Annotated in this window: 11 protein-coding genes and 1 riboswitch; of the genes, 10 read left to right on the forward strand and 1 reads right to left on the reverse strand. The window is 64.6% G+C overall.

Translation table 11 applies throughout. The features are described 5' to 3' along the window. Positions 1-190: 190 nt before the first annotated feature. Both H6F58_RS00470 and H6F58_RS00475 read left to right on the forward strand, forming a co-directional pair. Positions 191-1,387, forward strand: a complete 1,197-nt coding sequence (locus H6F58_RS00470; protein ID WP_060703071.1) for a glycerate kinase — start codon at positions 191-193, stop codon at positions 1,385-1,387. Between the two features lie 68 nt (positions 1,388-1,455). Further along, the gene (locus H6F58_RS00475) at positions 1,456-1,992 is read left to right on the forward strand and encodes a hypothetical protein (RefSeq protein ID WP_060703545.1); all 537 of its coding nucleotides are present in this window, start codon (positions 1,456-1,458) and stop codon (positions 1,990-1,992) included. On the opposite strand, the gene H6F58_RS00480 is transcribed toward H6F58_RS00475, so the two are convergent. Then, positions 1,989-2,183 carry a hypothetical protein gene (locus tag H6F58_RS00480; RefSeq protein WP_195180823.1) on the reverse strand — a complete coding sequence of 65 codons (195 nt, stop codon included), beginning with the start codon at positions 2,181-2,183 and terminating at the stop codon, positions 1,989-1,991. The two genes, H6F58_RS00475 and H6F58_RS00480, sit on opposite strands and share 4 nt — an antisense overlap. Positions 2,184-2,274: 91 nt before the next feature. On the opposite strand from H6F58_RS00480, the gene H6F58_RS00485 reads away from it, so the two are divergent. From H6F58_RS00485 to H6F58_RS00520, 8 genes are all read left to right on the forward strand, one after another. Further along, positions 2,275-3,336 (forward strand): sugar diacid recognition domain-containing protein, encoded by a 1,062-nt coding sequence (locus H6F58_RS00485; RefSeq protein WP_195180824.1) that lies wholly within the window; start codon positions 2,275-2,277, stop codon positions 3,334-3,336. A 257-nt stretch (positions 3,337-3,593) separates the two neighbouring features. Next, positions 3,594-4,955: a GntP family permease gene (locus H6F58_RS00490; RefSeq protein WP_060703068.1), complete on the forward strand. Its 1,362-nt coding sequence runs from the start codon at positions 3,594-3,596 to the stop codon at positions 4,953-4,955. Positions 4,956-5,273: 318 nt separating this feature from the next. After that, positions 5,274-5,364, forward strand: a riboswitch (SAM riboswitch). Positions 5,365-5,432: 68 nt separating this feature from the next. Then, on the forward strand, positions 5,433-6,473 hold the full coding sequence (locus H6F58_RS00495) for a substrate-binding domain-containing protein (protein ID WP_195180825.1): 1,041 nt from the start codon (positions 5,433-5,435) through the stop codon (positions 6,471-6,473). Beyond that, a complete protein-coding gene (locus tag H6F58_RS00500; protein ID WP_195180826.1) occupies positions 6,457-7,995 on the forward strand; it encodes a sugar ABC transporter ATP-binding protein in 1,539 nt (512 codons plus the stop codon). The genes H6F58_RS00495 and H6F58_RS00500 overlap by 17 nt, the downstream gene beginning before the upstream one ends. Further along, positions 7,992-8,993 (forward strand): ABC transporter permease, encoded by a 1,002-nt coding sequence (locus H6F58_RS00505; RefSeq protein WP_060703064.1) that lies wholly within the window; start codon positions 7,992-7,994, stop codon positions 8,991-8,993. Before H6F58_RS00500 ends, H6F58_RS00505 begins: the two co-directional genes overlap by 4 nt. Continuing rightward, positions 8,990-10,096 carry an ABC transporter permease gene (locus H6F58_RS00510; protein WP_195180827.1) on the forward strand — a complete coding sequence of 369 codons (1,107 nt, stop codon included), beginning with the start codon at positions 8,990-8,992 and terminating at the stop codon, positions 10,094-10,096. Before H6F58_RS00505 ends, H6F58_RS00510 begins: the two co-directional genes overlap by 4 nt. Beyond that, a complete protein-coding gene (locus H6F58_RS00515; protein ID WP_195180828.1) occupies positions 10,093-11,529 on the forward strand; it encodes an LLM class flavin-dependent oxidoreductase in 1,437 nt (478 codons plus the stop codon). Before H6F58_RS00510 ends, H6F58_RS00515 begins: the two co-directional genes overlap by 4 nt. A 235-nt stretch (positions 11,530-11,764) precedes the next feature. Beyond that, positions 11,765-12,991, forward strand: a complete 1,227-nt coding sequence (locus tag H6F58_RS00520; RefSeq protein WP_206693372.1) for an acyl-CoA dehydrogenase family protein — start codon at positions 11,765-11,767, stop codon at positions 12,989-12,991. The last annotated feature ends 16 nt before the right edge of the window (positions 12,992-13,007 follow it).

Raw genomic sequence — 13,007 nt, forward strand, 5'->3', positions numbered from 1 at the left:
AAGGAGGTGTTTTCAACAGTAGCTGCGCTTTCTGTGCCGTCCCTTTGGCCCAGCTTCGCGTTGCCGAAGACCACTGCCGAAAATCGTTGCCGAACAGTGGGCGCAGTGCACATAGGCAGCCCGGTGCGGGTGCGGCAAATACAGTCATGGGCCCATAGTTCAAGGCAGGGAAGCTGCCTAAGCTGGGAACATGACTTCTCAGCAGAAACCAGCCCCCGCAGCCAATGGCGTGCTGCAGGTGGCCATTGTTCCCGACTCCTTCAAGGGAAGCGCCCGGGCCAGCGAAGTGGCCACCGCGCTCGCACAAGGATTCTCCAAGGGGGCCGCAAGCCGCCAGCGCCAGGTCGAGATCACCGCAGTTCCCTTTGCCGACGGCGGCGAAGGAACACTGGAGGCGCTGATCGATGCCTGGGGCACCGAAGCGATCACGGTGGACACCACCGACGCCCTGGGCCGCCCGGTCGCCTCCCGGCTCGGGCTGTCCGCGGACAAGAAGATCGCCGTCGTGGAAGCCGCCGAAGCAGCCGGTCTGCCGCAGGTCAGCGACGTGCCGCGCAGGCCGCTTCAGGCCACGACCTGGGGCCTGGGCCCGCTGGTGTCGCGCGCCTTGGACCTCGGGGTGCAGCAGATCATCCTGTGCCTGGGCGGGTCCGCCACCACCGACGGCGGCACCGGCCTGCTGGGCGCACTGGGTGCCAAGTTCCTTGACGAGCACGGGCAGCAGCTGCCAGCAGGCGGCGGCGCACTGGCCAAGCTGGCAAAGATCGACATGTCCGAACTGGATCCGCGAGCCGCCACGGTGCAATGGCAAATCGCCTGCGATGTCACCAACCCGCTGCTCGGCGCCCAGGGCGCGGCAGCGATCTTCGGCCCGCAGAAGGGGGCTAGCGAGCAGGACGTGCAGCTGCTGGATCGCGGACTTGAACGGCTGGCCGATGTTCTTGAAGCTGATACCGGCCGGAAGCTGCGCGAGCAGCCGGGCATGGGAGCGGCCGGAGGCCTGGCGGTGTGCCTGGCCTCGTACTTCCCGGTGGACCTGGTCCCCGGATGGCAACTGGTAGCCGAGGTGCTCGATGCCCACCGGATCCTGGGTGCCGCGGACCTGGTCATCACCGGCGAGGGGCGGCTCGATAGCCAGTCGCTGAACGGCAAGGTGGTGTGCGGTGTGCTGGAAGCGGCCGGGGAGCATGCCGAGGTGATCGTGGTGGCCGGGTCCGTGGACCTGGGCGACGAACAGCTGGAGCGGGCCGGGATCCTGGCGGCCTATTCCATCGCGCCCGGCCCGGCGAGCCTGGCCCAACTGTCCGCCGATACCCTCGCATTGGTTGAGCGCACGGCGTTCAGCGTGGCCAGGACCTACCTGCCGCTGGCTCCACCGAGGGGATGAAACGGCGCATCCGTTTTTCCGCCAGGAAGACGATGTGCCTAGCGGCGGCCGGTTTCTACGATGGAATCATGATGAAGAAAAAGTATGCCGCCAGCGCCTTGCTGGCTGCGCCCCTGGCCCTGCTGCTCAGCGGATGTTCCGTTTCAGACCTGATGGTGGATAAATACGACGAGTCCACCGAAAAATCTGCCAAGACCTCGGAAGAGGGCGTTTCGAACGGGCTGCTGCCCGATTGGGTCCCCGCCGGCGGCACCGATGTGAAGCTCGTGCAGCGCAATACCGGGATGGAACGAATTTTTGCCATGGACTACACCGGGGACTTGCCCGGCGAAAAATGCCTGCCGATTAAATCTGCTGGGCACCCATCCGGGGCGGAACTGAAAAAGGCCTACGCCTCGGATCCGCGCACCAAGGATTTTGAGGCCAAGGAGATCTCCTCGACCAGGACCCTTGAAGCGCAATGGTGGCCGCAAGGCGCCGAAGAGAAGACCACGCAGCTCTGCGGACGATTCTGGGTCCACCTCGCCGAGGGCAAGCTCTATGCTTTTGCGCCTGACAGCACCAGCACCGCCACGGCAGTGCTGCAGGAGCGCGAGGCTTCCTAGGCTTCTTGTGGAGCTTGCTGGCGGGGCTGGTTCCGCGCGGTGTAGAGCCGGCATGCGGCCAACCCGGCCAGGCTCAGCACAATCAGCGCCGGGCCCAGCAGCCCGGGCAAGCGCTGGTTCCATGTCATGTTGAGCACTACCAGCAGGCTGACGAGGAAGCCTCCGGTGAAGTAGCTGATCGCCGAACTCATGGTGGGCCTTTCATCGCGATGCTTGACTGGGGTGAGCCTAGCATCACCGGGCGGCAAGGTGAAGGAGGCCCGGGGAAGCTAGGATGATTCCATGAGCGAAAAGGAGCAACCTCGACTGTCCGGCGCCTTGGCGCAAAAGGTTGTCGACACCATTGCGCCAACGATTAATCGCCATGTGAACATCATGAACGCCCATGGAATCATCATCGCCTCCAGCGATGCTTCGCGCGTGGGCACGCTGCACGAAGGAAGCGTCGAAGCCATCCGGCGCAATGAGGCCATCAGGGTCACCCAGGCCGATGAAACGGCGGGAACCCAGCCGGGAGTGAACCTCCCTTTGGCGCTGAACGAGCGGTTGTGCGGTGTCGTCGGAGTAACCGGCGCGCCCCACGAGGTCGAGCCCCTGGCGGATCTGATTGCGCTCACCGTCCAGCTGCTGTTTGCCCAGGAGCGCGAGCACTCGCGCAGCGCTCGCCGGGCGGCCGAGGCCAGGGACCTTATTTCGGCGTTGCTGGCCGGGCGGGTTGCCGCAGAAGTCGTCGACCGGAACCTGGAAGCGCACGGGCTGCGCGGACCGGTGCAGCTTGAGCTGTGGCTGCCGCGCGATGGCCGCGACCCCCTGCTGGAGCAAGCTGCCGCGGAAGGCATGCGCACCTCATGGGTCAGCCTGTTCGGCGCGCACTGGCGGCTGCGGGCAAGCACCGATGATGCAGCAGGTCAGCCCGCGAAACCGAGCGATCGTTTTCTTGGCGGAGCGGATGCTTTCGATGCCGGAGCGCTGTTGGCGCAGGCCGAAATGATGCGCACCCTGGTGGCGCGTCCTGCGCTGCTTCCGCAACGGGCACACCGGGAGATCTGGAATCAGGACATCGCCGTGGCCGTTGCACGGACTCCGGCGCGGAGCCTGGCCTATCTTGCGGCACCGGCCCGGGCGCTGAATCAAGAACAGGCAAAAACCCTGCTGGTGGTCGCCGCGGCATCCGCCATGTCGCAGGCCGCCGAAGCCTTGCACATTCACCGCAATACCCTGGTGCAGCGGCTGGAAAGGATCGGCCAGGTCACCGGCGCCGATATTCGCCAAGCCAATGAATCGCTGCGGCTGCAGCATGCCGTGTACGCGCGCATTGCACTTGACGAGATGCAGATTTTCTAGCGGCACCAGCAGCACCAGGCGAGCCTCGATAAATTCCGTCTGCCGAGGGGCGTGCACATATTCTTGCAGGACCATGCCGGGAAACCCGGTCGCATGCCCATAGGCAATCCGGCGCCGGTTTCCTACTATTGGCACATCACCTGCTGTTCAGGGTCGGCGAAACCGAAGAAATCCGGGCCTGGCTGATCCAACCCCCAGAGCTTGAGCCGCTTTGCTGGACAGCGATCCACACATAGTGGCAAAGGAGCCAACCTGCCGTGTACGAACTCATTGTTCTCTTGATCCTCGTGGTCGCCATTGTGCTGGTGACCGCACGCTGGAAAATCAGCCCCTTCCTCGCGTTGATTGGCGCAGCTATCCTTGCCGCCTTCGCCTACAGGATTCCCCTGGCCGAAGTGGCGGGCACCGTCACCACCGCCTTCGGCACCACCATGGGCAATATCGGCCTGGTCATCCTCTTCGGCACGATGATCGGCATCATCCTGGAACGATCGGGCGCCGCAATCTCCATGGCCGACGCGCTGATCAAGGTCCTGGGAACCAGGTTCCCCAATCTGACCCTGACAATCATTGGCTACATTGTCTCGATTCCGGTCTTCTGCGATTCGGGCTACGTGGTGCTGAACTCGCTGCGCAAAGCCATCACCCTTCGCACCGGCGTATCGGGGCTGGCTACTTCGGTGGCGCTGATGACCGGCCTGTACGCCACGCACACCATGGTTCCGCCAACCCCCGGCCCGCTGGCGGCGGCCGAGAGCATCGGCATTGCCGATAACCTCGGGCTGATCATTGCCGTTGGCCTTCCGGTGGCAGCCATCTCCGCGTTGGCCGGCCTGTTTTATGCCAGCCGCTTCAACAAGTCCCAATGGACCGCCTTGCCGTCGGAAGACGAGAATGATCTGGCAGACCTGGACTACGAGCAGCTGCGCGCAAGCTTCGGCAAGCTGCCGCATCCGGCCTTGGCCTTCCTGCCGATCCTGGTGCCGCTGGTTTTGATCTGTGCCTCATCTATCGCCAAGCTGCCATCCCAGCCGCTGGGCGGGGGAACGCTGGTTGAAGTCCTCTCGTTCCTCGGCACGCCGGTGATCGCCCTGATTTTCGGCCTGCTCTCGGCCACTTTGCTGTTGCGCGGCGAGAACAAGCTGGGCGATTTTAATGAGCAGATGCACGAATCGGTGCGCACCGCTGCCCCGATCTTGCTGATTACCGGGGCTGGCGCCGCATTGGGCGCGGTGCTGGCCGCCTCGGAGCTGACCACGATTCTCTCCGACTCGCTGAGCGGACTCGGCCTGGGCCTGGCGGTGCCGTTCCTGATTGCCGCCGCCCTGAAGTCGGCGCAGGGATCGTCCACGGTATCGATGGTGACCACCTCCGCGCTGGTCGCGCCGATGCTCGGTTCGCTGGGGCTGGATTCCGAATTGGGAATGGTGCTCAGCGTCCTGGCGGTGGGTGCCGGTGCGATGGTTGTCTCGCACGCGAATGACTCGTACTTCTGGGTGGTCTCGCAGCTCAGCCGGATTCCGGTGATCACTGCATACAAGACCCTCAGCGTGGCTACGGCAATCCAGGGCACCGCGGCCTTTGCAACGGTCTGGATCCTGGGGGCGGTCCTGCTCTAGCGCACTGCTGAATACACCCCGGGCACCGCGCCATCATCGAACCCTTCCTTGATGGCGCGGTGCACTGTTTTTAAGGGAGCTCAGAAACGGCCAGCCTGCTACGCCAAAGCCATGATGGGCTGGTGCGGGTCAGGGGTGCTCACGCCAAGAACAATGTGAATTAGACGCCGTAATATGCGGAAATATGACGCTGATTTAGCGCCTGCCCGCCGCCTCCCAGCCTTGCCAGCCCGGGATTTGTGAAGAGATCTGACGCAGTGTTCCCTCCAGTGACGCGTTGATGGCAAGCTCCCGGGATCAATGCTTGACTCGGATAACACCCCATCCAGAGCGGCTGAGAGACCTGGCTCCACGACGCCGCAGCAAGCCTGCCTCCTGCAGATAGTGCTAACGCCAGGTTCGATGGAGCTCCCGGGGCAAGAAGCGTGAACTTCTGTTCGGGATCCCTCGGTTCGATATGTCCAAGAGAGGGACGGCATGACTCGCACTCGCCCGAACACCCTGAAATTTGTGGCTGCCGCACTCGCAGCAACCACGCTGCTCTCCGGTTGCTCGCTGAAGGAACCACGCCCCGAAGCCGCGCCGGCCGTGGCGCCAAGCAGCAACCCGCAAACCGAACAGAAGCTCGACGATGTTCCTTCGATCGAGGGCAAAAAAGTGGGCATCGCGGCCAAGGACATCCTGCACGACTACTCGCGCGTGGTGTATCAGCAAATCCAAGAACGCATCAAGGAGCTCGGCGGAGAGGTCATTGCCACCCAGGCCGAAGCCAAGGACGAGAAGCACGTTTCGGACGTGGAAAATCTCATTACCCAGTCGCCCGATGCCATCGTGGTGATCCTGGGCGATGCCCAGACGCTCACCCCGGCCCTGGCCAAGGTGGATGCTGCAGGAATTCCGCTGTTCACCATCGACTTCCAGAGCGAGTACTCGAAGAACAACGTCACCAGTGATAACTGGAACGTCGGCACCACCCTGGCTCGCACCATGGCCGAGGACCTGCACGGCAAGGGCAAGATCCTGGTCTTCAACGGCTTCCCGGGCGTGACGCCCTGCCGGATCCGCTACAACAGCCTGAACCTGGTGCTCGAAGACTACCCGAATATCGAGAAGATCACCCCGGAACTGCAGGACAAGTACGAAGGCACCATCGAAGATGCCAAGAACCAGATCCAGGATCAGCTGCGCAGGCTGCCCGAAGGCGAAGTGGATGCGATCTGGTCCTGCTGGGATATGCCGCTGATCGGCGCCGCGCAGGCTATCGATCCCACCGATAATGACATCAAGCTCTATGGAGTCGACGCGGAACCCGGGGCACTGGACTTGATCGCGAATCCGCAGAGCTCCTACCAGTTCACCGTCGCCCAGCCCACCAAGCAGATTGCTGCCACCTCGGCCACGAATATTGCGCTGTTCCTCAACGGGCAAGCCGACCAGGTACCAAGCACCAGCTACGCCGAGCCGATTTTTGTGGACAAGGACAACGTGAATCAGGTGCGCAATGACAACGGAATCTAGCCTGCTGCTGAGCATGGCCGGGATCGGCAAATCCTTTGGCGCCGTCACCGTGCTGGACGATGTCCACCTGCAGCTGCGGGCCGGGGAAGTGCTCGGCCTGGTAGGTGAAAACGGTGCCGGAAAATCAACCCTGATCAAGATCCTCACCGGGTTGTACACCCTGGATTCGGGGCAGATCGAGCTTGCTGGACAGGCGGTGCAGATACGGCGCCCGGCCGATGCCGAAGCGCTGGGCATTGAGGTGATCCACCAGGACCGCCACCTGGCCGGGCGCCTGACCGTCGCCGAACAGCTGTATCTTGGCACATCCAGAAACCGCGGTTTATGGCGCCACGAGCGCACCGTGCAAGAGGCGGCCCGGGCGGATATCCTGCGGACCACCGGCCAGGAGCTGGACACCGCGGCCTTTGTCGACGAGCTGAGCGTTGCCCAGCAGCAGCTGATCCAGATTGCCCGCGCCGTGCTGGCCGAACCCAAGGTGCTGATTCTTGATGAGCCGACCGCGCCCTTGGCCAATGACGAGGTCGAGCAGCTCTTCGGCACCATCGGGCACCTGCGTGATCGCGGGGTGGGGATTATTTTCATCTCCCACTATCTCCAGGAACTGCAGCAGGTCACCGACCGGATCACGGTGCTGCGCAACGGCAGGAATGCCGGGGATGCCAGCTTTGCGCACGGCGACAGCATTTCAGATGTCATCGGCTTGATGCTGGGCAGCCAGGTCAACGAATTCTCGCACCAGCAGCGCGAGGCCCCCGCCCGCCAGGGCGAGCCGGCCCTCCAGCTCTCGGGCCTGTCGGTGGCTGGCAAGCTGGAGGGCATCGATCTCACGGTGGCTCCCGGGGAAATCGTGGCCGTCACCGGATTGGTGGGATCAGGCATCGAGGTGCTCGCCGACGCGGTCACCGGCAATCATCCGCATGCGGGCACCGCCTTGCTGCACGGCCGCCCGGTGGTTTCGGCCGCGGACTTTGTCGCCCGGGCCGGCGCCTACGTCCCATCGAACCGGCACCGCGATGGCATCTTCCTGCGCAACACCGTGCGCGAGAATGTTGCCGCCGCCAGCCTGCGGAAGCTCGGCCGCCGGCTTGGGCTGCTCAATGCGCGCAAGGAGCGGGATGCCGCGGAGGAGCTGGTGCAGCGCCTGGATATCCGCCCGGCTGATCCCGAAGCCGTGGCTTCGGGCCTCTCCGGCGGCAACCAGCAGAAGACCGTCTTGGCCCGCTGGCTGGCCAAGGGGTCCGATGTGCTGGTCTTGGACCAGCCCACCTCGGGCGTGGATGTGGGAAGCCGCGCGCAGATCTACGCGCAGATTTCCCAGCTGGTGCAGGACGGAGCCGCCGCGCTGATGGTCAGCGTGGACCTGGAAGAAGTGGTTGGCCTGGCCGACCGGGTGCTGGTGCTTTACCGCGGCCGGATCATCGCCGAGCTGCCCTCCGCCGAAGTGACCACAGAACGAATCTTGCAGTTGGCCTCCAGCGGCCAAGGAACCGGAACACCACGAGAAGAGGTGAACGCATGAGCGCCGCCATTGCTCCCGCCAACGAGGCGCCGGCGCGCAGCGCGCAAGGAAGGAAGCCCGGGCTGGCCGCCTGGATCGGCTACGCCGGCATTGGAGCGGTGCTGCTGCTTTTCGCTTTCGGCTCCCCGTTTTTCCTGGCGGCCTCGAATATCGCGACAATTCTCACCCAGGCCTCGGTCTTCGGCATCGCCGGGGTGGGGCTCGCGATCGTGATTATCGCTGGCGGCGACGACGTGCTCAACGGCGGCATCGACCTGTCCACCGGTGCGGTGGCAGGACTCTCCGGCACCGTGACCGCGCTGGCCGCGGCCGCCGGAGCCCCCGGCCCGGTGTCGGTGCTCTACGGGGTGCTGGTGGCCACCGCGATCGGCATCGTCAACGGCCTGTCGGTCACCTTGGGATTGCGCCCGCTGCTGGCCACCCTGGCCACCATGGGCGTGGCCGCTTCGCTGGAGCTGGTCTTCAGCCAGAACCTGAAGATCGCCGTGTCCGGCAGCTTTTTCGAGGCTGCCCGGGCCAGCGTCTTCCTCGGGATCCCGCTGGCCGCTTGGCTCATGATCATCATCGGGGCACTAGGCTGGTGGGTTTATGGCAAGACCAGCTGGGGCGTGAACTCCTACGCCGCGGGCCAGAATCCGACGGCCGCCCAGGTGGCCGGATTGGACCCGCGCCGCTACCGGCTGGCCAGCTACGTGCTCAGCTCGGCGCTGGCTGGCCTGGCCGGCACGCTGCTGGTCGCCAGGCTTTCGGCCGCCGTCCCGGGCATTGGAACGCAGATCCTGCTGGACATCATTCTGGTGGCCTACATGTCGATGATCTTCTCCCGACGGCGGCTGGTCAGCGTCGTTGGCACCGTGCTGGCCGCGGTGTTTGTCGCCGCCCTGGACAACGGACTGACCCTGCTGGGTGTCGCAAGCCAGTGGGTAGGCGCGGCCAAGGGCCTGCTGATCCTGCTGGTTCTGGCCAGCGTGACCCTGCGCGGAAGGAAGAACCGATGAATCCCGCACAAACACTGGCCGCGCCACCGGCGCCAGCTCCTGGATCTCCAACCGCCTCAAGCGCCAAGAAGCGCGGCGCCTTCCAGGCATCGCGGCTGATGGCACCTGGAACTTTGGCTTTGATCCTGATCGTGTTCTCGGTGCTCAGCCCGGTGTTCTTCAGCGCGGGAAACCTCGTGGGAATCCTTGGGCAGGTGGCACTGCTGGCGCTGGTCGCCATCGGGCTGACCCTGGTGGTGCGGGCCGGCGGCATTGACCTGTCCATCGGCGTGGCCCTGGACTTGGGCGCCCTGGCCAGTGCCTGGCTGATCCACGACGGCTATCGTGCCTGGGTGGCCGTGGCCGGAGGGCTGCTCTTCGCCCTGGCGGTCGGGCTGGTCAACGCGCTGCTGATCGTGGTCCTGCGGATCCCTGCCTTCCTGGCCACGCTGAGCGTGTGGTTTGTCGGCACCAGCGTGCAGCAGCTGCTCACCAGCGGCGGCGCGCCGATCTACCTCTCGGCGCCGCTGGTGCCGGACGGGTTTGCGGTGATCGGGCGGGGCTACTTCCTGGATGTCGATGCCGCGGTGATCAACGCGGCATCCATTGCCGTGGCGGTGGCCTTGCTGCTGGGAATCACCCGCTACGGGCGCAAGCTGACCATGGCCGGCGAACAGCCCAGCGCGGCGAAGATCTCGGGCCTGAGGATCAATGCGCTGATCATTAGCGCCTATCTGTTGTGCGCGGTGATCGCCGGATTCGCCGGGGTGGTGCTGGCCGCGCGTTCCAACGGCTATGTTCCGGGCAGCGGGCAGGCCTATTTGATGGATGCCATCGGTGCGGTTTTCATCGGGGCAACCATCAGCCGCTATGGGCGGGTATCGGTCGGCGGAACGCTGATCGGCGTGGTGATCTTCGGGCTGCTGGATAACGGGCTGAACCTGATCGGGCTGTCCTTCTTCTGGCAGGACCTGGCCCGCGGACTGGTTCTGCTGGCGATCCTGCTCGCCGCAGTGGTGCTCGGACGGTCCAAGGGCCAACCAGCCACCGGCATCTTCGCGCTGCTGCGCACGGCCCAGCGCCAGGCACAATCCACCACAGTGAAGGGAAGCACCAGACAATGAGCAAGCGCATCCACCTCAACGCCTTTGACATGACCTGCGTCAGCCACCAAAGCCCCGGGCTGTGGCGCCACCCGCAGAACCGGGCCGACGGATACAACACCCTCGAATACTGGGTGGATCTGGCCAAGACCCTGGAGCGCGGCGGTTTCGACGCGCTGTTCCTGGCCGACGTGCTGGGCATCTACGACGTGTACCAGAACTCCAGCGGTCCCGCCCTGCTGGATGCCGACCAGGTTCCGCTCAACGATCCCTTCATGCAGGTTTCCGCCATGGCCGCGGCCACCAAGAACCTCGGCTTTGCGGTGACCAGCGCGCTGACCTACGAGCAGCCCTATGCGCTGGCCCGGAAGTTCTCCTCGCTGGACCACCTCACCCGCGGGCGCATCGGCTGGAATGTGGTGACCAGCTACCTGGAATCGGCGGCCCGCAATCTGGGGATGACCCGCCAGCTGGATCATGACGCGCGCTATGACATCGCCGATGAGTTCATGGACGTGGTCTACAAGCTCTGGGAAGGATCCTGGGAGGAAGGCGCGGTCATCAAGGACCGCGAACGCGGCGTGTACACCGATCCATCCAAGGTGCACCCGATCAACCACCACGGCGAATACTTCAACGTGCCCGGCATCCACCTCTCCGAGCCATCCATCCAGCGCACCCCGGCGATTTTCCAGGCCGGTGCTTCCTCCCGCGGCCGGCGCTTTGGCGCCCAGCATGCCGAAGGCATCTTCCTGAACTCGATCAATACCGCGGTCACCCGCCGCCAGACCGAAGCGATCCGCGACGAGTTCGAACTGGTCGGCAGGCCCCGGGATGCGGCCAAGATCTATGCGCTGATGACTACTGTGGTGGCCGACTCGGATGCCCAAGCCGAGAAGCTCTACCGCGAATACCAGTCCTATGCCTCGCGCGAGGGCGCCATGGCGTTCTACGGCGGCTGGTCCGGGCTGGACCTGAGCCAGTACGCGCCGGATGAGGAGCTGCAGTACCTGGAAACCAATGCGGCCCGTTCGGCGGTCTCGATTTTCACCACCGCCAATCCGCAGCAGAAGTGGACCCCCAATGCCATTGCCGACTACCTGGGCGTAGGCGGCATCGGGCCGGTGCTGGTGGGCTCGGCCCAAACCGTGGCCGACGAAATCGAGCGCTGGGTGGACGAGTCCGGATTGGACGGGATCAACCTGGCCTACGCCATCACCCCCGGCTCCTTCGAGCAGTTCACCGACCTGGTGGTACCCGAGCTGCGCAAGCGCGGACGGACGTGGGCCGGCTACGAGGGCAGCACGCTGCGCGAATATCTGGCGGGTCCGGGCAGCACCCGCGTGGCCGGCCACCACCCCGCCGCTGCCTATCGCGGCGCCTACGCGGGCAAGGCCTCTGCACAGGACTCCAAGGCGAGCCAAACACCGGACGCGGTCCTGGGCGCCAAATGACATATCGGGAAATATGACGGTGCTACCGCCAGTGCACAGGGCGCTGAAGATGTCGATTCATGACGATATTGAGGCAGATGACACCCTGCCTGCCAAGCGTCGCCCGGCGATGTTTCACTGGTAGCACACGCCACCCCGGCGGCCCAGAGACCTGCCCGAAGTACTAGCCAAGTTCGATGGATCCGCAGAGCTTTTCTGCGTCCTTCCGAATCCATAACCCACAAGGAGAACGAAGATGAGTGTACTGAGCACCCAGGTGCCGCGCGTGCCCTACACCGGCACTGCCGACGAGGCAGAGCTGGCCCGCTGGCGCGAGATCGCCCAGCAGGCCGCCGGCCAGCTGGCCGCTGACGCGCTGGAGCGGGACCGGAAGAATGCCCAGCCCTTTGCCGAAGTGCAGTTGCTGCGCGAAGCAGGCTTGCTGAACCTGCTGGTTCCCGCCGAGTTCGGGGGAGCAGGGGCGCACTGGGAAACCGCCTTTGAGGTGGTCCGCATCCTGGCTGCCGCCGACGGCTCCATTTCGCAGCTGCTGGCCTACCACTATGTGAACCAGTCGGGCATCGCCTTCTATGGCGCCCCGGAAACTCAAGGCCAGTGGTGGCGGCGCACCGTCGAGGGCGGATGGCTCTGGGGCGACTCGGTCAACCCGGTGGATCCAACCCTGAGCCTCGTGCCGGAGGGCGATGGGTTCCGGCTCAATGGCGCCAAGCGCTTCTCCACCGGCTCCGGGGTAGGCGAAGTCATTGTCATCAACGCCGAGGTCACCGAGGGCGAACGAGCCGGCCAGGTGCTGGCCTTTGTCATCCCGCGCGACCGCGAAGGCCTGGAAATCGTGGATGACTGGGACTACCTGGGCCAGCGGCTCAGCGCCTCGAACTCGCTGAAGTACCACAACGTGCGCATCGAAGCCCAGGACCTGCTCGGCGAGGTGACCGAAGAACCAATATCGACCCTGCTCACCCCGGGCATCCAGCTGGCTTTTGCCAACTTCTACCTGGGCATTGCCGAAGGCGCGCTGGCTCGCGGCAAGCAGATCCTGCTGGGACGCAAAAACGCCTGGCTGTTTTCGCAGGCGCAGACCTACTCGCAGGATCCGATCTTCCAGCGCACCGTGGGCGAGCTCAAGGCCCGCACCGCCGCGGTGGCGGCGCTCGCCGAAAAGCTCGGGCGCAAATTTGATGTCCTGCTCTCCAAGGGCGCGCAGGTCACTGTCTCCGAACGCGCGGCGCTGGCCGTGGACATCGCCGAAGCGAAGGTGGTCTCCACCGAGGTCGGCGTCGAGGTGGCCAACCGGATCTTCGAGGTCACCGGATCATCGTCCACGGCGAATTCGGTCGGGCTGGATTTGTTCTGGCGCAATGTGCGCACCCACTCGCTGCACGACCCGGTGGACTACAAGAAGATCGAGGTCGGCGCGTACTTCCTGCGCGGAGAATCCCAGCCGCTATCGCTCTACACCTAAGAACTTCTACACAGAG

It is taken from the genome of Glutamicibacter sp. FBE19, assembly GCF_015524875.1.
Taxonomy (GTDB): domain Bacteria; phylum Actinomycetota; class Actinomycetes; order Actinomycetales; family Micrococcaceae; genus Glutamicibacter; species Glutamicibacter halophytocola.